This is a genomic window from Paraeggerthella hongkongensis (assembly GCF_003726035.1).
GTDB classification, from domain to species: Bacteria; Actinomycetota; Coriobacteriia; order Coriobacteriales; family Eggerthellaceae; genus Paraeggerthella; species Paraeggerthella hongkongensis.
On sequence record NZ_QICD01000002.1, the window covers coordinates 124,137 to 145,153 of the forward strand.

General features: G+C 63.3%; 16 protein-coding genes and 1 tRNA gene. 6 read left to right on the forward strand and 11 right to left on the reverse strand.

Annotated features, from left to right (window positions below; translation table 11 throughout):
• Window positions 1-176: 176 nt before the first annotated feature.
• The 3 genes from DMP08_RS01910 to pyrR are packed head-to-tail and all read right to left on the reverse strand — an operon-like array spanning window position 177 to window position 2,987.
• Window positions 177-1,469 (reverse strand): dihydroorotase, encoded by a 1,293-nt coding sequence (locus tag DMP08_RS01910; protein WP_123191313.1) that lies wholly within the window; start codon window positions 1,467-1,469, stop codon window positions 177-179.
• Complete coding sequence (locus DMP08_RS01915) at window positions 1,453-2,397, reverse strand: aspartate carbamoyltransferase catalytic subunit (RefSeq protein WP_123191314.1); 945 nt, start codon at window positions 2,395-2,397, stop codon at window positions 1,453-1,455. Before DMP08_RS01915 ends, DMP08_RS01910 begins: the two co-directional genes overlap by 17 nt.
• Window positions 2,398-2,399: 2 nt before the next feature.
• A complete protein-coding gene (gene pyrR / locus DMP08_RS01920; RefSeq protein WP_123191315.1) occupies window positions 2,400-2,987 on the reverse strand; it encodes a bifunctional pyr operon transcriptional regulator/uracil phosphoribosyltransferase PyrR in 588 nt (195 codons plus the stop codon).
• A gap of 482 nt (window positions 2,988-3,469) precedes the next feature.
• Between pyrR and DMP08_RS01925 the strand changes: the two genes are divergently transcribed.
• Window positions 3,470-5,353, forward strand: a complete 1,884-nt coding sequence (locus DMP08_RS01925) for an APC family permease (RefSeq protein ID WP_123191316.1) — start codon at window positions 3,470-3,472, stop codon at window positions 5,351-5,353.
• Here DMP08_RS01925 and DMP08_RS01930 read toward each other — a convergent pair.
• Window positions 5,324-6,568 carry a glycosyltransferase family 4 protein gene (locus DMP08_RS01930; protein ID WP_161555398.1) on the reverse strand — a complete coding sequence of 415 codons (1,245 nt, stop codon included), beginning with the start codon at window positions 6,566-6,568 and terminating at the stop codon, window positions 5,324-5,326. The two genes, DMP08_RS01925 and DMP08_RS01930, sit on opposite strands and share 30 nt — an antisense overlap.
• 517 nt (window positions 6,569-7,085) lie before the next feature.
• On the opposite strand from DMP08_RS01930, the gene selD reads away from it, so the two are divergent.
• Window positions 7,086-8,141, forward strand: coding sequence for a selenide, water dikinase SelD (gene selD / locus DMP08_RS01935; protein WP_123191318.1), 1,056 nt, complete (start codon window positions 7,086-7,088; stop codon window positions 8,139-8,141).
• Window positions 8,142-8,182: 41 nt separating this feature from the next.
• On the opposite strand, the gene DMP08_RS01940 is transcribed toward selD, so the two are convergent.
• From DMP08_RS01940 to DMP08_RS01955, 4 genes are read right to left on the reverse strand one after another with little or no spacing between them, the layout of a single operon-like run.
• Entirely contained in the window at window positions 8,183-8,422 is a 240-nt protein-coding gene (locus DMP08_RS01940) for a putative Se/S carrier protein (protein WP_123191319.1), read from the reverse strand.
• On the reverse strand, window positions 8,419-9,570 hold the full coding sequence (locus DMP08_RS01945) for an aminotransferase class V-fold PLP-dependent enzyme (protein WP_123191320.1): 1,152 nt from the start codon (window positions 9,568-9,570) through the stop codon (window positions 8,419-8,421). Before DMP08_RS01945 ends, DMP08_RS01940 begins: the two co-directional genes overlap by 4 nt.
• Before the next feature lie 28 nt (window positions 9,571-9,598).
• Window positions 9,599-10,213 (reverse strand): sulfurtransferase-like selenium metabolism protein YedF, encoded by a 615-nt coding sequence (yedF, locus tag DMP08_RS01950; protein ID WP_123191321.1) that lies wholly within the window; start codon window positions 10,211-10,213, stop codon window positions 9,599-9,601.
• The gene (locus DMP08_RS01955; protein WP_211328368.1) at window positions 10,214-11,041 is read right to left on the reverse strand and encodes a formate/nitrite transporter family protein; all 828 of its coding nucleotides are present in this window, start codon (window positions 11,039-11,041) and stop codon (window positions 10,214-10,216) included.
• 338 nt (window positions 11,042-11,379) lie between these two features.
• Between DMP08_RS01955 and selA the strand changes: the two genes are divergently transcribed.
• The 3 genes from selA (at window position 11,380) to DMP08_RS12395 (ending at window position 14,966) form a co-directional block, all read left to right on the forward strand.
• Window positions 11,380-12,858 carry an L-seryl-tRNA(Sec) selenium transferase gene (gene selA, locus DMP08_RS01960; protein ID WP_123191322.1) on the forward strand — a complete coding sequence of 493 codons (1,479 nt, stop codon included), beginning with the start codon at window positions 11,380-11,382 and terminating at the stop codon, window positions 12,856-12,858.
• Window positions 12,855-14,783 (forward strand): selenocysteine-specific translation elongation factor, encoded by a 1,929-nt coding sequence (selB, locus tag DMP08_RS01965; RefSeq protein ID WP_123191323.1) that lies wholly within the window; start codon window positions 12,855-12,857, stop codon window positions 14,781-14,783. Before selA ends, selB begins: the two co-directional genes overlap by 4 nt.
• Window positions 14,784-14,869: 86 nt before the next feature.
• Window positions 14,870-14,966, forward strand: a tRNA-Sec gene (locus DMP08_RS12395).
• A gap of 66 nt (window positions 14,967-15,032) precedes the next feature.
• Here DMP08_RS12395 and DMP08_RS01970 read toward each other — a convergent pair.
• The 3 genes from DMP08_RS01970 to DMP08_RS01980 form a co-directional block, all read right to left on the reverse strand.
• The gene (locus tag DMP08_RS01970) at window positions 15,033-16,316 is read right to left on the reverse strand and encodes a serine/threonine protein kinase (RefSeq protein ID WP_161555399.1); all 1,284 of its coding nucleotides are present in this window, start codon (window positions 16,314-16,316) and stop codon (window positions 15,033-15,035) included.
• Between the two features lie 62 nt (window positions 16,317-16,378).
• The gene (locus DMP08_RS01975) at window positions 16,379-16,798 is read right to left on the reverse strand and encodes an XRE family transcriptional regulator (RefSeq protein WP_123191325.1); all 420 of its coding nucleotides are present in this window, start codon (window positions 16,796-16,798) and stop codon (window positions 16,379-16,381) included.
• Window positions 16,799-16,881: 83 nt separating this feature from the next.
• Window positions 16,882-17,661 carry a DUF4190 domain-containing protein gene (locus tag DMP08_RS01980; RefSeq protein ID WP_123191326.1) on the reverse strand — a complete coding sequence of 260 codons (780 nt, stop codon included), beginning with the start codon at window positions 17,659-17,661 and terminating at the stop codon, window positions 16,882-16,884.
• A 422-nt stretch (window positions 17,662-18,083) separates the two neighbouring features.
• Here DMP08_RS01980 and DMP08_RS01985 point away from each other — a divergent pair, with 422 nt between their 5' ends.
• On the forward strand, window positions 18,084-21,014 hold the full coding sequence (locus DMP08_RS01985; protein ID WP_161555400.1) for a YfhO family protein: 2,931 nt from the start codon (window positions 18,084-18,086) through the stop codon (window positions 21,012-21,014).
• Window positions 21,015-21,017 lie beyond the last annotated feature (3 nt).

Sequence of the window (21,017 nt, forward strand, 5' to 3'; positions counted from 1 at the left end):
AGGCCGCAGGAACCCCTGCGATCGCAAGAATGCAGGCCGGCCCCGCATCGCTTCGCTGATGCGGGGCCGCAACGACGCCGGAGCCGGGCGATCGCCCGGCTCCGGCTCTGCGAACAAGCGGTCCCTGCGAACCCGCGTCGTTTCGGGGCGCAGCCCCGAAACGATCCTACAGCGTCCTATTCGACGATCGCGCCGTCTTCGAGCGTCGCGTAACCGCCCACATAGACGTCGGTGGCGCGGCCCTTCAGCTCGGCGCCGATGAAGCCGGAGTTCTTCGCCTTCGAAACGAAGCCGTCGGCCTCCACCGTCCAAGCGGCCTCGGGATCGATCACCGTGAGGTCGGCCGTGCTGCCCGCCTCGATCTTGACCGGCTCCACGCGCAGGATGGCGCGCGGGTTGACGGCCATGACCTCGACCAGCTTCGCGTAATCCATCGCGCCGGTTGCCACCAGGTTCGTGATCATGAGCGAAAGCGAGGTTTCCAAGCCGGTCATGCCGAACATGGCGATCTCGAACTCGCAGTCCTTCTCCCATGCGGCATGCGGCGCATGGTCGGTCACGATGGCGTCGATGGAGCCGTCCTTCACGCCCTCGATGAGCGCGGCGGCGTCCTCGGCCGTGCGCAGCGGCGGATTCACCTTGAGGAAGGTGTTGTAGTCGTCGCCGATGGCGTCCTCGGTCAGGAACAAGTGGTGCGGCGTGACCTCGCAGGTCACCGGCAGTCCCTCGGCCTTCGCAGCACGCACCAGGTCGAGGCCGCGAGCCGTGGAAATGTGCTGGATGTGCAGCGGGCAGCCCGTCAGGCGGCACAAAGCGATGTCGCGGGCGATCTGCAGTTCCTCGCCTTCCGCCGGCCAGCCCAGCATGCCCAGGCGCGTGGACGCGACGCCCTCGTTCACCTGGCCGTCGCCCACCAGGCCCTCGTCCTGGCAATGGCTCATGATGACCTTGTCGAACATCGCGCCGTAGTCCATGACGCGGCGCATCATGCCCGCATCCTGCACCCCGCGGCCGTCGTCGGTGAAGGCCACCGCACCGTGGGCCACCATGTCGCCCATTTCGGAAAGCGTCTCGCCCTTGAGCCCTTGGCTGCACGCGCCCGACACGTGCACGCGGCACTTGCCCACGGCTGCAGCGCGCGACTTGACGTACTCGACGCCCAGCGCGTTGTCGATGATGGGCTTGGTGTTGGGCATGCAGCACACCGCCGTGAAGCCACCGTGAGCCGCCGCGCGCGTTCCGGAAGCGATGTCTTCCTTCTGCTCGAAGCCGGGCTCGCGCAGATGCACGTGCATGTCCACCAAGCCCGGAACCACGATCTTGCCGGAAAGGTCGCGCTCGACGCCCTTCTCCATGGTCAGGCTCTGGCCCACCTCGACGATCTTGCCGTCGCGAACCAGGATGTCGGCCGTCTCGTCCAGACCCACCTGCGGGTCGATCACACGGGCGTTCTTAAGCAGCAAAGCCATCTTCGCTCCCTCCGAGAAGAAGATACATTTCAGCCATACGAGTGAGTATTCCGGCGTAGACCTGGTCGAGGATGACCGAGCGGTTCGGATGGTCGGCCATGTAGCTGTCCAGTTCGACGCCGCGGTTGATGGGGCCGGGGTGGCAGATGAGCGCATCGGGCTTCATCAGGTGCTCGCGCTCGCGGGTCAGACCGAACAGCTGGTTGTACTCGCGCAGGCTGGGATACGGCGCGCCTTCCAGGCGCTCGCGCTGGATGCGCAGCATGTACACCACGTCCAGGGTGGGCAGCGCCTCGTCGAGGTTCGTGGTCACGTGGTCGGCGCCCAGAACATCGGGGCGGGCCGGCATGAGCGTGCGCGGCGCCACCACGGTCACCTCGCAGCCCATGATCTTGAGCGCGGGAATCAGGCTTCCGCACACGCGGGAATGGCCGATGTCGCCCACGATGCCCACCTTGAGGCCGTTCAGGTCGCCCTTCTTCTCCCAGATGGAGTACAGGTCCAGAAGCGCCTGAGTGGGATGCTGGTGCTTGCCGTCGCCGGCGTCGATGACGTGGGCGCCGGACACGTCGGCGATCTTGCGGGGCACGCCGGCGTGCTTGTCGCGCACGATGATCATGTCGATCTTGTAGGCGCACAGCGTTTCCACCGTGTCCACCAGGCTCTCGCCCTTCACGAGCGACGTCGAGCTGCCGCCGAAGTTCAAGCTGTTGGCGGAAAGGCGCTTCTCGGCGATCTCGAACGAGGAGCGCGTGCGCGTGGACGGCTCGTTGAACATGTTGACCACGGTCACGCCCTTGAGCGTGGGCACCTGCTTGATGCGGCGCTCGTTGACCTCTTTGAAACGGACCGCCGTTTCCAGAACGGTCATGATATCGTCAGCGGAATACTCCGTAATATCGATCAGATGCTTATGGTTGAAGCCCATCTCTATTCACCCCCCAGCGGTGCCGAACCCGCGCGGGAGCCCGGAGCCATTTCCAGAATCTCAACTTCGGACTTGCCGTCCGCCTCTTCCAGGAACAGGCGCACGTTCTCCTCGGAAGAAGAAGGCACGTTCTTGCCCACGAAGTCGGCGCGGATGGGAAGCTCGCGATGCCCGCGGTCAACCAGAACCGCCAGCTGCACCGCAGCCGGGCGGCCGATATCCATGAGCGCGTCGAGCGCGGCGCGGATGGTGCGGCCCGTGTACAGGACGTCGTCCACCAGCACGACCGTCTTGCCGTCAAGGTCGAAGAAGATGTCGGTGGAATGCACCTCGGGAGAGAGATGCGTCGCGAAGTCGTCGCGATAGAAGCTGATGTCGAGCTTGCCGAGCGGCACCTTGGCGCCCTCGATCTGCTCGATCTTCTCGGCCAGGCGTTTGGCGAGCAGATCGCCGCGCGTCACGATGCCGACGAGCGCGATATCGTTCGCGCCCTTGTTGGTCTCGAGGATCTGATGCGCAATGCGCGTCAACGACCGCTCGATTTCGTCTGCATCCATGCAGACGGTCTTGACCGTTCCTGCGTCGTTCATACACACCCTTTCTTTCGTCGAGTGCGTACAGACGGACCTAGTCCCGCCGGGTTTCGCTTCTTCGGCTCGCGCCGATCCCGCGTCGCCCCCGAGTTGGCGGCGTCTGCGCGAGGGCATGAAAAAAGCCTCCGCGACAGACAAAGGCTCACAGCATGCGCGTTCTTGTTCGGGTGAACGCTGCTAAGTTGTTACCTTGTCGGTCTCTCTGTACCGCTTTTAAAGGACTGGTGGAAGTATATGCGGTTTTCCGCGATTTGGTAACCCCTTTATTCAAGATTTACGGGGAATGTATGCAAAACCAGCTCAAAAGCCTCGCTGAACTGCATGGCGAACGGTGCGCGCTCAGCCGAAAAGATGCCGCACGCGCACCGTTTCGCATCTTGACCGTACGGGGAAATAGGAGTAGACCGTCATCACCTCGAACTGAGGGGTTTCGCCGCCTCGAGCGCAACGTCCCGAGGCGAACCGGTAGGAGGGTCAAGTTGAACGCGAACGCGTTGAAGTATCGGCTCATCGGCAAGCCGCTCAAAAGCTCGGAGATCGAGTCGCAGAAATACGGCGTGGTATGGGGCCTGCCGGTCCTTTCGAGCGACGCGATCTCGTCGGTCGCCTACGCCTGCGAGGAAATCCTCCTGGTCTTGGTTCCCGTGCTCGCCCTGGCAAGCTACACGCCCATGCTCGGCGTGGCCGGAGCCATCATCGCGCTCCTGTTCATGCTGGTGCTGTGCTACCGCCAGGTCATCGACGCCTATCCTCAAGGCGGCGGCGCCTACAGCGTGGCGCGCGAGAACCTGGGGCGCGTCCCGTCGCTCGTGGCGGCTTCGGGCCTCATCCTGGGCTACGTGCTCACCATCGCCGTGAGCTCGTGCTCGGGCGCGGCGGCCGTCACGTCGGCCCTGCCCGCGGCAACCCCTTTCAAAGTCCCCCTGATCGTGGCGTTCGTCGTGCTCATGACGATCGGGAACCTGCACGGCCTGCGCGAGTCGTCGAAGATGTTCGGGCTGCCCACCTATTTCTTCATTGCATCGGTCCTGGTCATGATCGTGACCGGCGTGGTCAAGTCGGCCCTCGGCCTGACCACGCCGGTTCAGCAGGCGGCGGCCCTCTCCCAGACAACGGGCGACCTCACGCTGTTCCTCGTGTTGAGAGCGTTCTCTTCGGGATGCTCCGCGCTCACCGGCGTCGAGGCCATCAGCAACAGCGTGCCGAACTTCGCGGCTCCGGCGCGCCAGCACGCCAAGGCGACCTTGAACCTGCTGGGAATCGTGGTGCTGGTCATCTTCGGCGGCGTGTGCCTGCTCGCGATGCTCTGCCAGGTCACGCCGTCTTCCGAGATGACCGTGGTGGCGCAGATCGCCACCAGCGTGTTCGGGGCGGACAGCATCATGTTCTACGTGATCCAAGCGGCCACGGCGCTCATCCTGCTTCTAGCCGCCAACACCGCCTACAACGGCCTGCCGCAGCTCATGTCCCTGCTCTCCCTCGACGGATTCCTTCCGAAGCGCTTCGCCGACAAGGGATCGCGGCTCGTGTACACGCACGGCATCCTGTTCGCCTCGGCGTTCGCCATCGTTTTGGTGCTGGCGTTCTCCGGGGACACGCACATGCTCATCCCGCTGTACGCGGCCGGCGTGTTCCTGTCGTTCACCATCGCCCAAGGCGGCATGGTCGTCCATTGGCGGCGCAACCGCACGGGTCCCTGGCTTCGTCGCGCCAGCATCAACGGCTTCGGAGCGATTGTCACAGCAGGCGTGTTCGTCGTCATCATCACCACGAACTTCTTCGCCGGGGCATGGATCTCGCTGGTGGCCATCGGCTGCATCGTCGCCGTCATGTCCGTCATCAACAGGCACTACCGCGACGTCAAGCAAAGCCTGGCCATCCACGACGACGAGAAGGCCCGTGCGCTTTTACAGGTGGACATACCCCGCACCCACGTGGTCGTGCCCGCCTACTCCGTCAACCGGCCGTTCATCAAAACGCTCAACTACGCGCGAAGCCTGAGCAACGACATCGAGGTGTACCACGTGAAAGTCAGCGCGGCCGCCACGCGACGATTCAAGGCCGACTATCAAAGGCTGGGGGTCGATGCGCCGCTCGTCATCGAGAAAGCCCCCTACCGCAACGTTCAGGAAGTCCTCATCAACCACATCGATGCACGGCTTGCGCTCCTGGAAAAGCACGAGACGCTCACCATCGTCATGCCCCAGCTGGTGACGAAACCATGGCAGATGCCGCTGCACAATCAGACCACGTTGCTTCTGGAGTCCGAGCTGATAGAGCGCCGCGACGTGGCGCTGATCACGATACCGTACCTGATATACTGCCCGCCCACGTCAGAGAGCTGCCGCATCGACCTGCAATGACGTCGCGGCGGCAAGCTCCAACATGCGCGCTCCGAGCGCATTCCACGAAAGGCGCGCCATGTCGACGGGAGCGTCCTCGCAGCGCGCGGGCTGCAGCGCTTCCTGCGCGCTGCGCTCGATGGCGCGAGCCAGCCGTTGCTCGAACGCGGGAAGGTCCTCCTGCGCCGGCTCGTCGACCCCGACCATGCGCGGAGGATCCACGTACGTCACGGGCGCGCCGGGCACCGATTCGTCCAGCCATGCGCGCACGCCGGGCAGGTCGGTAACCACCACCCGGCACCCGCAGGCAAGCGCCTCGACCACCACGAGCGGCAAGCCCTCGTAAAACGACGGGAGCACGAACAGATGAGCCGCCTGGTAGGTGCGCACCAGCTCGTCCTGGTCCACTTTGCCCGCAAACTCCACGGAAAAGCCGCTGCCTTCGGCGAGCGAGCGCATGCGCGCAAGCTCATCTTCCGTCGAATGGCCTCCCACCAGGCGCAATGCGAGTCGATCCTTCGGAAGGGACATCAGATCCAAGCACCGAAGCAAGCTCTCCACGCCCTTCTTCCGGCTGATCTTGCCCACGTAGGCGATCTGGATGCGGCCCGCCGCGCGAGGGTTCGGCCCTTCGCGAAACACCGTGCAATCGTAGCCCGTCCCCACCACCCGGATACGCTCCGAGGAAATCCCGTACACGTCTTCGATCTCGCGCTTCTGCGCTTCGTGCAGCGAGAACACCAGGTCGAGCGCGCGCACGGCCGACACGATGCGATCGCGTTTCAAACCGTGGCTTCGCATCTGGCGCAGATCGGTGGAATGACACACCGCAGTCACCGGACAAGCCAAGCCCGCCCCCGCCGCGACTGCGGTCACCAGGTACAAATGGTGGCATATGACCAGATCGGGCTTGAACGTACGCGTCACGTCCGCGATGGCCGCCGAGAACGCGGCCTCGAAGCGCGCCACCATGTCCGGCGTCATGTCGCGGTAGCGCGTGGAGACGTAGGGCATCTGATCGCTCATGCCGCACACGGGAAACGGCAGATCGTGCGTGCGATAGCGCACCGGATGGAACAGGACGCCCTCGGCGAGCACGGGAGCGTCGTCCGCATCGACGCCCGCGATCACCGCGACATCATGTCCGGCGGCGCGAAACGCGCGCACGATTTCAGCCAGGTAGACGCCGCTGCCCGTGCTGTCCGGCTTCTGCGCGCTGATCGTCAGTATGTTCATGGAGGCTCCTCCTTGTCGTCGGCCACCCATGATACTACGAGGCTCCACGCCGAAGGAAGGCATCCGGGCAGGCGGCGCCCGAACGCAACCGCCGCAACACCGCCGAAGCTGGCGAACAAGGCGCGCCCGACGAAGTCCGGCGATATTCCAAGAGCGAGCAGCACCGTCGCGTTCTGCCAAAACGGACGAGTTTTGAGGCGATTTTTCGCTCTTGAAGGAACTACCAGCCGAAGGCGTTTTACATCGCACCAGTTCACGAGCTTACAAACACCTATTATCCTGATCCGAGGACCAGCAAAACTCGCCCTTTTTGACAGATTGGCCGGAACCGAGGCGGAACCGAGCTTGAAAGGCTCCCTCGACGCGCGACGCGCGGCGCGCACGGCAAGGGGCATCCCCGTCAGCCCGAAGCCGACGCTCGCCCATCGAGCGCGCCCGCCGACGTCCGAAGCCCATGCTATACTCGATCGAAACGCGCCGCCCGACGCGGCGGCCGATGAGCAGAAAGCGACGCATCATGAGCGAAACCGAGCGCATACGCTTAACCCGCCTGACCGAAAAAGGCGGTTGAGCAGCGAAATGGGGTCCGGTTGACCTCGAAGCCATATTGAAGGACATCGCGCCGCCGCCCGACGCCGATCTGCTGCTGGGATTCGACACGTCCGACGATGCCGCCGTGTACCGTCTCGACGACGAAACGGCCGCCGTGCTCACGCTGGATTTCTTCACGCCCGTCGTGGACGACCCTTACGAATTCGGAGCGATCGCTGCGGCGAACGCGCTCTCGGACGTGTTCGCTATGGGTGGCAAGCCCTTGACGGCGCTCAACATCCTCGCATTTCCCTGCAGCTTAGGCACCGACGTGGTGGGCGACGTGCTGCGAGGAGGCGCCGACAAGGTGCGCGAAGCGGGGGCGTTCGTAGTGGGCGGCCATTCGATCGAGGACGACGAGCCCAAGTACGGCCTCTCGGTCTTCGGCACCGTGCATCCCGACCGCATCGTCCGCAACGGCGGAGCGCTTCCGGGCGACGCGCTGTTCTACACCAAAACGCTGGGATCGGGCATCATGAACGCGGGCTATCGCGCCGGACTGATCGATGAAGCGGGCATGCGGCCCGTCATCGACTCCATGATGGAACTCAATAAGACCGCCGCGGACGCCATGATCCAAGCGAACGTCCACGCCGCCACCGACGTGACCGGCTTCGGATTGGCGGGGCATCTGCACGAAATGCTCCAGGCGAGCGGCGTTTCCGCCCTCCTAGATTGGAACGCGCTGCCCCTGTTCGACGGCGTGTACCAACTGTCTTGCGACTACTGCCGACCCGGAAAGAGCTTCGGGATCATCGAATGGGCCAGCTCATACGTGTCTTCAGAGGACCTGGACGAGGAGGAGTTCGACAACCGCATGGGCGTTCTGTGCGACCCGCAAACCTCGGGCGGCCTGCTGGTGGCCGTCGACCCAGACGAAGCCCACGCGTTCTCGGAAGCGTTCAAGCAAAGGGCGGGACGCGCGCCCTCTCGCATCGGCTGGGTGGAAGCGGGCGAAGCAGGGCGTATCAGGATGGTTTGAGCGCGCGCCGGACGACATCGATCCGAAGCCGCTCGGCGCCCTCAGTACAGATAGACTTCGTGCATGCTCTCGAAAGCCAAGCCGCGCTCCCGCAGCGCGGCTTCGAGCACGTCGCGCTCTGCTGCCGGAACGCACCAGGCAATGCCGCAACCAGCCGCTATCTCCGAAGGCACGGGAATGGCCCGACCGGGAATCCCGCCGCTGCGCGCCTGCGATTCCACGGCTAAAGCATCGCTCGAAGACGCGAACGTCGCAACCGCCTTCGGCGTCTTGCTCCTCATCGACCTTCGACCTCCGACGCTATCTCGGCCACGGCGCGAACCGCCGCGTCCACGTCGGCCTCGGTGTTGAAGGAGCTGAAGCTGAACCGCACCGCACCCTGCTCGCGCGTACCCAACGCCTCGTGCATCAGCGGCGCGCAATGGGCGCCGGCGCGCGTGCAGATGCCGAACTCGGCGTTCAGGATGTCGCCCACGACCGAAGAATCGCACGCTCCCACGTTGAGCGCAACGATCCCGCACCTGCCGGCATCGCCGCCTCCGCCGTACACCCGGACGCCCGCAACGGCGCGCACGCCGCGTTCGAACCGTCGGGCAAGCTGCGTCGCTTGAGCGGCAAGCGACGCGACGCCCCGCTCCTCGATGTAGGCCAAGCCCGCCTCCAGCCCTGCGATTCCATGGGCGTTGAGCGTGCCCGCCTCCAAGCGGTCGGGCATCTCCGCAGGCTGGAATCTGTCGTAGCTGCGCGCGCCCGTGCCGCCAACCTTGAACGGACGGACCTCAACATGCGAGGCCACCGCCAGCCCGCCGGTACCCTGCGGGCCGTACAGGCTCTTGTGCCCGGTGAACGCCGCAACATCGATGCCGTCGCGTTCGATGTCGATGTCGAGCAAACCGGCCGTCTGGGCAACATCCGCCACCAGGAGGGCACCGTGATCGTGGCTGATGCGGGCTAGGCGGGCGATGTCGTAAACGTCCCCGGTCAGATTCGAGGCATGGGTCACCACGGCAAGCTTCGTGTCCGAGCGAAACGCGGCATCGAAAGCATCGTAATCGAGGGAGCCGTCCCGCCCCACGTCAACGACGGACAAGCTGCAATCGCATTCGTCCTGCATGCGGTACAGCGGGCGCAGCGCCGAATTGTGGGAGGCCGCCGTGGTAACCGCATGCGCGCCCGGCTCCAAAAGGCCGAGCACAGCCGCGTTGAGGGCCTCGGTAGCGTTGCAAGTGAAGGCGATCCGCGCTGGCCCCGCCGCGCCCAAGAGACGCGCAAGGCGCTCACGGGCGCGAAAAACCGCCAACCCGGCATCGAGCGAAGCTCCGTGCGCACCCCTGCCCGCACCGCCGAACCCGTCGATGGCGCGGGCGACCGCCTTCGCAACCTCGGACGGCTTGCGCGCGGTCGTAGCAGCGTTGTCCAGGTAGATCATGGCGCGCTTCCTTCCTTGCGGCAGCCGATTACGGCCTGATCACCGTAGTAGCAGCCGCTTGCTTCTCAACGATGGCGTACATGTTGGTAACCTCTCCCACCGCCAAACGCTCGGTCAAGCCGAAGTGCGCCAGACAGGTCCCGCAGCTCATAACCTCGACCCCCGCACGCTGCAACGACGCCAAATCCTCGAGCGAAGCAGACCCTTCGCACGCCAGCTTCACGCCCGAGTTGTACAGCAGCACCGTCGAAGGCAACTGGTCGAGCTGCGTCAGCGCGAACACGAAGCCCTTCATGAGCACCGCGCCCAGCTCGTCGTCACCCGCCCCCATGAACTCGGACGCGATGACGACCACGCTCGCAGCCTCGCCCTCGGAAGCCGCAGCAGGCTCCGCCTCAAGAGCAGCTTGCGAAGCGTCCACGATATCCGCGCCCTTCGACAAGGTCACCGCGAACGTCCCATCGTCACGATCCTCACGGTGCGCCGTGCACTTGAGGGCGCGGGCAAGCGATTCCAAGTTGTCCGCAGCCGTTGCATTGTCCACGAGCACTTCCAGCCGACCGGCGTCCATAGCCGCGAGCGCTTTCTTCGCGCGCACCACCGGCAGCGGACACGCCTGCCCGCGCGCGTCAACTTGTTCCAATTAAGACTCCTTCTTCCGGTAAATGAACCAGTACGCCAACCCCACCAAAACGCCTCCCGCGATGTTGCCAAGGGTAGCCGCCGACAGGTTCGTCAGCATCCCGCCTAGCGTGACCGCATCCGCAGCGCCGAAGCCCATGCCGTTCAGAACGAACCCCAGCGGCAGCAGGAACATGTTCGCCACGCAGTGCTCGAACCCGCAGGCGATGAACGCCGATACGGGAAGAAGCACTCCCAGGACCTTATCGGCAACCGTGCGCGCCGAAAAGCCGATCCATACGGCCAAGCATACCAAGACGTTGCACAAAATACCCTTGAAGAACAGCGTGATCCAGTCGGGCGACACCTTTCCGGCAGCGATGCTCACCATAGCCTCGCCCACCGCGCCACCGTTCATCTGAAACACCTGCGCCATGTACACCATCCCCACGATAACGAGCGCACCCGCCAGGTTTCCGATCCACACCGTGGTCCAATTCTTCAACGTAGCGCTCCAGCTGATCTTGCGCGAAGCCTTAGCGCAGATCAAAAGCGTGTTCCCCGTGAACAGCTCGGCACCGCAGCACAGCACCAGAACCAAACCTAGGCAAAAGCACACACCGCCCACCATTCGCTGCACGGCAAAGGACATGGCGGGATCGCCCAAAAACACGCAGAAATACAGGCCGCCGAGCGCGATGAACGCGCCCGCGAGCATCGCCGAGACGAAGCACTTGCCCAGCGGCATGGCCGCCTTCGTCTTGCCAAGCGTTTCGGCTTTCAACGCCGTCTCCGCAGGAGACAGCGCATCGGGCTTGAGAGCCCTCAAATCCTCGTCGCTCACGTTCATGGAGCCCGTATCCTCTTCTCTCGTCGCCGACAACACGCCGCTCGCCTGCCGAAGGCCGCAGCATCGTTGCCGTTCATCCTTGATTCCTCACCGTCCGAGCCTGTTGCAGGCCCGATCACCGAACAACATCGCATTGTTGCACATTCGTCGCGCCGCGCCTACGGGAAATCCGGCGGAACGGCTTGCGGAAGGTCGTTTCGTGCGCCCTGAAGCCTTCCGAACGGGGCCGCCCCGACCGCCGACGCGGCCCCGCAAGCCGATTCTTGGCGCGGGAGCCACGCACGGGCGCGCCTTGGTATACTCTTACGCGATCTACGCGCGTCGAAGAAAGGCAGTCCATGAAACCCGCTTCCGTTCAAGACATACTCCGAACCCTTCCGCAAGTGGAAGAAACGATCAACGCGCCGCAGCTGCGCGCGCTCGATACGCTGCTGCCCCGACGCATCCTGGCCGACTGCGCCCGCGCATCCATCGACGAAGCGCGCCAAGAGGTGCTGGCGGGCCGTCGAACCGCCGTGGACGCAGACGCCGTCGCGGATAGCGCATGCGCCCGCGCGCTCGCCAACCTCGCACCGTCGCTGCGCCGCGTGATAAACGCCACGGGCGTGGTGGTTCACACGAACCTCGGACGCAGCGCGCTTGCCGAGGAAGCCGTGGAGGCCGTCGTGGAGGCAGCGCGCGGGTACTCCACGCTGGAGTACGACGTGAACGCCCTTGCCCGCGGCAGTCGCCACGATCATGTGGAGCATCTGATCTGCGCCTTGACCGGGGCGGAAGCCGCCATAGCCGTGAACAACAACGCCGCCGCCGTCATGATGGTGCTCACGGAGTTCGCCGCCGGGCACGAGGGCGTGGTCTCGCGCGGGGAGCTTGTGGAGATAGGCGGCTCCTTCCGCATCCCCGACATCATGGCGCTGTCGAACGCGGCCATGGTGGAGGTGGGCACCACGAACAAGACCCATCCGGCCGATTACGAGCGCGCCCTCAGCCCGGACACCGCCATGCTGCTGAAAGTGCATCCCTCGAACTACCGCATGGTCGGGTTCACCGAAAGCGTGGGCATCCGCGAGCTCAGGCGTCTGGCGGACGCCGAAAACGAACGCCGCCGCGCCAACCCGCAGACGCCGCCCCTTCCCGAGGTTATGGTCTACGAAGACCAGGGGTCGGGCGCGCTGCTGCGACTGGACTGCTTCGGCGATTACGCCGAACCCACGGTGGCGGAATCGCTGCAAGCAGGCGTCGACCTGGTCTCGTTTTCCGGGGACAAGCTGCTCGGAGGGCCGCAGGCGGGCATCATAGCGGGCTCGAAGCGTCACGTCGACCGCCTGAAGAAGAACCCGCTCGCGCGTGCGCTTCGCCTGGACAAGATGACGCTTGCCGCGCTCGAGGCGACGCTGCGCCTTTACCTGGACCCCGAGCGAGCCATGCAGGCCGTCCCGACGCTGCGCATGCTTTCGGAGGACGCGGCCGTCGTCCGCACGCGCGCCGAGCACCTGAGCGAACAGGTTTCGAAAACCGTAGCCGATCGCTTTGCCCGCATCGACGTGGTGCCGGAAACCGGACGCGCCGGCGGCGGGGCGCTTCCCATGTGCGACATCGACACCTTCGCCGTGCGCGTCTCGTTCTTGCGGGGCAGCGCGCAAGAATGCGAGGAGCACCTGGTGAAACGGGGTGCCGTCCCGGTGGTGGGCCGCATCAAGAAAGAGTGCGTGCTGCTCGACGCCCGCACCTTGAGCGAAGAGGATCTTCCCGTGATAGCCGAATCCTTAGGCGCTTACTTCAACAACCTGGACGCACGGAAGGAGACACGCTCATGAGCACGCCGTCGCATCCCGATCTGGTGCTGGGCACCGCCGGGCACATCGATCACGGCAAATCGTCGCTCGTGCTCGCGCTTACCGGAACCGATCCCGACCGCCTGTCCGAAGAGAAGAAGCGCGGCATAACCATCGAGCTGGGCTTCGCGCAGCTTTCCCTGCCAGAAGGCTTGACCATGGGCGTGGTGGACGTTCCGGGCCACGAGCGCTTCGTGCGCCAGATGATCGCTGGCGCCACGGGCATCGACCTGGCTCTGCTGTGCATCGCAGCCGACGACGGCATCATGCCCCAAACCGTCGAGCACCTTGCCGTGCTGGAGCTTCTGGGCATTTCATCGGTCGTCGTCGCGTTGACCAAAACCGATCTGGTCGACGACGAATGGGCGACGTTCATGGCCGACGAGATCCGCAGCCGCCTTGAGACCACGCCGTACGCGGACGCACCCGTGGTACGCGTTTCCAGCCGAACGGGGCGCGGACTCGACGCGCTCAAGGACGAGTTGGTTCGCGCTGCGCGCGCCACGTCCCGGGTCAAAAAAGGCGCGCACCTGCGCCTGCCCGTCGACCGGACCTTCACCATCAAAGGCGCGGGCACCGTGGTGACGGGCACGCTTTGGAACGGAGAAGCGTCCGTCGGCGACGAGGTCGAGGTGCTTCCCGGCGGCCTGCGCGCGCGCATCCGCGGCATCCAGGTGCATGGAAGCCCGGTCGAGCGCGCCAAAGCCGGCCATCGCGTGGCCTTGAACCTGAACGCGCTCTCGACGGCCGAGGTGCGTCCGGGCGATTTCCTGGCAACGCCGGGCGCAATGCGCCCGACGGACCGCTTCGATGCCGACCTGACCTATCTGGGAATCCCTGGTCGAGACGCAAAGCCCCTGGAAAGCGGCTCGCGCGTGCACGTGGCCCACGGGACGCGCGAGGTCACGGCGCGCGTACTGCTCATGGAAGGCCGAACGAGCCTCGCGCCCGGAGACCGCGCGCTCGCGCAGATTCGTCTCGACGAGCCCTTGCCCGCCGCATGGCGGGACCGCTTCGTCATACGATCCTACTCTCCGGTGCACGTCATAGGCGGCGGCGTGGTGCTGCGCGCGCACCCCCGCCGCACCACCACGCTGTCCGAGCCCGCCCGCCATCTGCTGGAAGCCCTGCGCGCAGACGACGAGGCGACCGTGGTTCAGGCGGCGTTCTCCCTGGCGACGCTGCCCATCCTGGCTGACGAGCTGGCGGAAACCACGGGGCTGGAAGCGTCACGGGCCACGCGCGAGCTTGAAGCGCTGGCAACCAAGCGCGCGGCCGTGCGCCTGGACGGCCCGCAAACCCGCTACGCGAGCGCGCAGACGCTGCAGAAAGCGCGCTCGACTATAGAGAACGAGCTGCTGAGGTTTCACGCCCAGAACCCCGATTCCACGGGGGTCGCGAAGGACGCCCTGCGACAGAAGAGCCTGCCGCGCGCAGACGCCGCCTGCTTCGACGCGCTGCTGGCCTACGCAGTCGCCCAAGGTGCCGCCGTGGTGGCGGGCGGCGAGGTCAGCCACCCGCGCGCAGGCGCGGGCGCACGCATGAAAGAGGAGCAAGCGGCCAAAAAGCTGGGCGATGCGCTCGCGCAAGCCGCGGGAGCACCGCCGACCATCGCCGATCTTGTGAGCAAAGCAGGCTTGGATTCCTCGCTCGGGTACAAGGCGCTCGGAATCTTGGAAAAGCAAGGGCTTGTACGGCGGGTCGGAAAAGACTTCTGCTTCGACGTAGCGGCGCTCGAAGCCTTCGAGAAAGCCGTGAGGAACCGGCTGGCGCACGGTCCGGCAACCGCCGCCGATCTTAAGGACGCCATGGAGACCAGCAGAAAGTACGCCATCCCCCTGCTCGAGTACTTCGATGCGAACGGCGTGACGCGCCGAGAAGGAGACGTTCGCGTCCTGAACGGGTAGATGTGGGGTTTTCGCCTAAACGTCGGCGTGCTTCGATCAAGTTGCGGTATTATAGCGATGCGCCGGTTCCGGCGCATCTTTCATGCGGAGATGGATGGGTCCTGGTGGGCCCCGCGGCCTTCAAAGCCGTTGTGAGGCGCGCAGAACGTCTCGGGTGTGTTCGATTCGCACGCATCTCCGCCATTCAGACAACGCGCTCGAACAGCTCCGCCTTGCCGCCGACGACGTTCATCGAAACGAGGAAATCGGTCAGCGCATGCTGTCGACAGACGGAAACTGCGACCCCGTCCAAAAGAAAACGATCAAACCGACAGCCACCAAAACAAGGGACACGGCCATATCCCGCTCGATCGTCATGCGTCCGAGAGAAGGGAACGCCGCCCTCAGAGGGCGCCGGTCGCTCAGAGAGAACAAGATCGGCGCCATGATGAGCACGTCCAAGCTTCCGTAAGAAATCGCACGGAGCCACAAAGGCGCTGCTGCATATTGAGCCGAACCCGACGAAGCATCGACGGTCAACGATATGCACATGACGCTCGATGCCGCGAACAAGAGAACCAACGCCACGTCCCACGCAACACCGACCCATAGCGGGATTTTCGACAAGATCCGACCGATGCGCACAACGCCGACGCCCTTCGCACCCGAAGGAGCAAGATCTTCGTTGCCCGAAGGCTCCGCCACCGAGCAAACCGCGGCCGAAGACGGCAGGGGCCGCCCCTCTTCGCCGAATTCCAGCAGCGCGTCCGCAAACGATCGCTTGAGAGCGGCTACGTCGGCATAGCGATCCTCGGGATCGAACGACGCAGCACGTTCGATCACCCGTCGAAACGGCTCGGGGACCGCAGGCGATCGAAAACCCACCTTGCGCACCCGGGCATCGGGGGTCCTCTCGGTCAGGCAGAAATACAAAAGCATGCCCAGAGCGTAAACGTCGCTGCGCACATCGGTTTGCCCGAATCCAAATTGCTCGGGAGGAGCGTAAGCCTTCGTCCCGAAACGACACGTGTCCTCCTCGGCCCCTTCTTTAAACGACCTCGCAATGCCGAAATCGATGATAGTCAGGCTATCTTGAGAGAGCATGATGTTCGAAGGCTTGAGATCACGGTGGATGATGGGAGGATCGAACGCTTCGTGCAGCTCCGCAACCGCATCGCACAACCGCGGAAACACATCGCAAGCAAGCGCAACGGAAGGATCGCAGCGGTACACGACGTCCGAAAGCGTCTCTTTGCCCACGTGCTCCATGATCACGACGAACTCGCCGCCCGCCTCGCAACATTCGAGGATTCGCGGAAGATAGCGGAAACGACGACCCAGCTTCTGCGCATCATGCACGTTGCGGTAAGCAGCGCCCAAGCCAGACGCGCGATCGATCCTCTTCCTGACAAACGGGCCGAGCTCGGAGCCGTTCGCGCCGACGAAGAAAACCCGCTCGGTTACTTCATGAGCAGCGTTCTTCAGAACCGCATCGACGCGGTAGCACTCGTCTCGCTCGAGCGCGTTCAGATGTTCGGCCAATTCGTCATGCATAGCAGAACCCATGGTATCAGATCTCGAAGAGTCGGAAGCAAAACGTCACGGACGGCGCCCCATCAGCAAACGGTCTCTTCACCGAAGCGATACAGTTCTTCGTCGGTTTTCTGGAGACCGTATCCGCGCTCAAGACAGAATATGACTATCGCGTCACGCCGATTCTTGCAGTAAAGCCCGTTCGACCCGGCAGCTTGCAGCAATCTGTTCGCTTCGCGAAGCGTCAAGCGCATGGCGAAGGCGAGCTGCAGCACTTTGTTGCGCGACGCGCCCCGCTGGCCCATGAATATCTGGTAGCCGAACGTCTCGTTCAAACCCGCCTCTCGCACGACGCGCGCCCGCTCAAGGCCTTTTTCATCGAGAAGCTGCTCCAGATAATCGGAGAGGCTGCGCTTGGTGATGCGGTTCTCTTCGGCGAACCGTATCGGATCGGGAGCCTCGAGAAGCTCTTCGAGCAATTCTTCCGTTAAAGGCTCCTTCACGCGGCGTTTCCTTCTCTTTCGCTTTTTTTTCGCCTCCATTGTACCAGCGCCCAGCCCGCACTCCTGCAACACGACGGCCTTTGCTACGAGACGTTCCACGCCACCTGCGAGCTCGAACTGAAAACCGACGAATAGTAGAGGACTTTCGCGATATCGCCGTCGAAGTAGACGTTGCCCGAGACGGTTCCCCCCGCTGCAAGCGTTCCGCTGTTCAGGGCATTCTCGCCATTTGAATAATACGTCGTCGTGCGCTGCGCGCCGCTTCCATCCTGGCCTTTCCAGTCGAACGGATTGAACGATGCTTCGCGCGATCCGTTGTTGGCATAAGTCACCGTAACGCCGGTCACGGGAGAGCCATCGTAGTTGACCAGGCCGGTTTGCACGGAATCAACGCGTACCGTCAGCCCGTTGCGCAGCTCGGCCGCCGAACCGATGGCCAGGGAGCTGTAGTCGACCGCGTCCGCAGGGCTTGCATCCCCCTGAGCGTTCTGCGACGGGGGCGCATCCGAAACGGCCGCCACGCTCGACCCGGAAAACGCCTCTTCAACAGCGGCGCTGTAAGCGCTCTGCGACACGATGACAACGACAAGAGACAACGAGCACAGCACGATGCCGGCTATCGCCAAAGCCTTCCCTCTTTTTTTCTTGCGGCCAGCAGCCACCAATCCGACGATGGAGAACGGCAGGCCGAGCAGCACGAGGAGAAACGCGAAGTTGTTGACAAAGGGAACAGCGGACAGCACGAGCGCGACAATGCCCAAGACAAACCCCGTCACCGCCATGGCGGACAAGGGAAGAGGCATGGCGTGGATCCGCATCCGCCCCATGCCGTCCGGATAGTCGGAGTTTCGATATTCACGCATACGATTCCTTTCCTCATAAGGCCTTCGAAGCCTCCATTGAACAGACGTCGCATATGCTAGGGAAACGCCTCGGCAAAAACATTAGCTCGCGGCTAAGTTCTTGAAACGAACCGCGCGCCAAAAAGACGGAACCGCTGCGAAAGCGGGAACCGCGCGCGTTCGGACGACCGTCGCGATCGTCGTGCTCATCACATTGTCCGCACAGCCGTCCAACGAGCGCGCACCGATCTGGAATATCAACGAAAACACGTTTGAACAGGTATTTCTCGCTCGGTCGCCCGCCGATTGCCTTCAATTCGTTTTCTTTCGGTCAATATTACGAAACAAAAACGGGCCTGTATGCAAGCCTCTTCTTTTAAGAATAATGCGGTAAACTATATGAACGTATGCAAGAATACCGCCCCTATCAGAAGCGAGTGGTTTTGGCGTCTTTTACCAGCACTGATCAGACTGCTTCGAGCCTCGGAAGCAACATCGAACGAAAAAAGCAGGCCGTTCGGGCCTGGGAGGGAAACAACCCGTCCCGCAAGCGACGCGTCTACTTCGGCTGCTACACGGCAGCTTTCATCGTTGTCGCATTCATTACGCTGTTCGTCTACCCGTCCAATGGGCGCGCCCTGATCTGGAACATCGACGGCATCGAGCAGTACTACCCCTTCTTCGTGTACGAAGGCCAGTGGCTGCGGGAAATCGTCGGCAACCTGCTTTCCGGGCAGGGGCTTCAGATTCCGCTTTGGGTGCACGAATTGGGCTACGGCATGGACGTCCCCTCCACGCTCGACACGTTCTTCGACCCGCTCAACCTGCTTTCCGGCCTGTGTCCGGAACGCTATTCGGAATACCTCTTCCAATTCCTCGTGGTGTTTCGCCTGTACCTGGCCGGAGCTGCGTTCTCGCTTCTTGCCCTGCGCTTCAAGATCGGGCGATTCCCCACTTTAATAGGCGCCTTGCTGTACGCGTTATGCGGCACCGCGATGGCGGTTGCCTACTGGCCGGCCGGAGCATGGCCGCTCGTCTTGTTCCCCTTGCTGCTGCTCGGCGTGGAAAAGGTGCTCGCGAAAGAACGTCCCTATACGTTCATCGCGGCAGTCGCCGCATTCTTCATCATATCCTATTATTTCTCGTACATGGCGTGCCTGCTGCTGCTCCCCTACTGCGCGGTACGCGTCTTCCAAACGCAGAAAAGCGTCAACGCGGTGCGTTTCCTTGGCTGGACCCTGCGCTTTTTCGGCTTCCTGGCCATCGGCGTCTTGATCGCCTGCTTCGCGCTGGTGCCTTCGCTTGTCGGTCTGTTCGGGCTTGAACGATTCACCGACAACTCGGTCACCGTCCCGCTGTTCTATTCGCATCACTACTACACCTCGCTCGCATCCGGGTTCCTGAGCATGGCGGGCGTTGGAAGCGACTGCTACATCGGGTTCGGCGGATTGGCCTTTCTCTCCTGCGCCTTGCTCTTTTCGAAGCGCAGGCAGAACACCTCGCTCAAGATCGCGTTCGTCGCAGGCACGATCATGCTTATGATCCCTGCCGTCGGAAGCTTCCTCAACGGGATGAACTACGCCACCAACCGCTGGGTATGGGCTTACGCCCTGGTGGTTTGCTTTATTGTGGCCCGCATGCTTCCGAGCATGCTCCATCTTGACAAACGATCCGTAAAGGTGCTAATCATCGCATCGATCATCTACGGGACCATCGTCTTCGTCGTGGCACCCATGCGCACCGAGGCTATGCTGGCCGCCGGTATCGTCTTGGCGGCCACCCTGTTCGTCGTGGCGCAGCGGGACATGGCGGCCAAGACGCGGCGGATAGCCGTCGTTTGCTGTCTGACGGCGGGCTTGACCGTGAACGCCTTCTATTTCGTATCTCCCGACGAAGGCGGCGTGGGCAAGCTCTCGTCGCCGTTGGGCTACGCCTACCCCCGCATCACGTCCGACTCCCCCAACCACCTGGTCTCAGACCTGCAAGCACCCGGGATATGGCGCTACGACGGAAGCTCGTCGGCCCTTGAGCGCACGCGCAACGACAGCTTGGTGCTGGGTCTCAAAGGCTTCGATTTCTACAACAGCTCGTACAACAGCGCCATCGACGACTTTCACACCGAGCTTGCGCTGAACAGGACCAACATCAACTTCTCGTACAACGATCTGGGAGGGCGCGCAATCCTGGAGTCGCTCATGGGCGTGAAGTACTACCTGAGCACCGAAGCTGGATTCCCCCTGGTGCACCTGTACGACGATCCGAACAAGATCGTGGCAACGGGCGTCGTGCGCGACATCCCGTACCAGGTGCACGAAGGATCCAACGTCTTGCCGTTGGCCTTCGCCTACGACTCGTACGTTCCCCGCAGCGAGTACCTTTCCCTCTCCCCCGCTCAGCGGCAGGAAGCGCTGCTGCAGGGCGTGGTCCTTGACGAGTCGTCGCTCCCCGCAACCGACAGAAAGCAGGAATCCCGCACGGTGCCCTCCGTCGTGTCGGCAAGCAACGGCCTTTCGGTGGAAGACGGCGTGATACGCGTTTTGAAACCGGGAGCAACGCTGACCTTGAGCTTCGAAGGCCTCGCCAACAGCGAGACGTACTTCTACATCGACGGACTGCACTTCAAAGGCGTATCGCCCGTTGAGGAATCCAAACGCAGAGGAGAGTTCGACAACCTTGCCTGGTTCCGCAAAGCGCTGCTACTTCAAAAGGACATGAACTGGACCGAACCTCGGCGCTACAACATTGGGCTCGGCTCCGACAAAGCACCCGGCATGCGCCAGATCGACAACTACACGAACGCCTCCCATCTGTACGGCGGCAAGGACGAATGGCTGGTCAACATGGGGTATTCAAAAGAGCCCCAAACATCCATCACGCTGCACTTCGACCTCAAGGGAGACTATCGCTTCACGAATATGTCGGTGGTTTGCCAGCCTGTGAAAAACATGTCGAACCGCATCGATGCGCTGAAGGCCGACCCGGTAGAAGATTTGAAGTTCGGAACGAACGAGATCACGGCTTCGATCGATGCAAGCAAGCCCAAAGCCCTCTTTTTGAGCGTGCCGTACTCGAAGGGATGGACCGCTACGGTGGACGGAAAGCCCGCCGAAATCAAGCGGGCTAACACCGCGTTCATGGCCTTGGAACTTGAAGCGGGCCATCACGAGATCGAGCTGCGCTACCTGACCCCGGGCCTGCGCGAAGGCATGATCCTGTCGGGAGTCGGCTTGGCCGCGCTTGTTGGGTTGGCGCTCGTGCGTCGCATCCTGCGCAGCCGCGTACGGGGCGCGCAGGCGACCGCATCGGCATCGACGCGCGCGGACGCGCAGTCAAGCGGGCAGCGACAAGAAGAGCACGAACGGAATTCGAGGTAACCC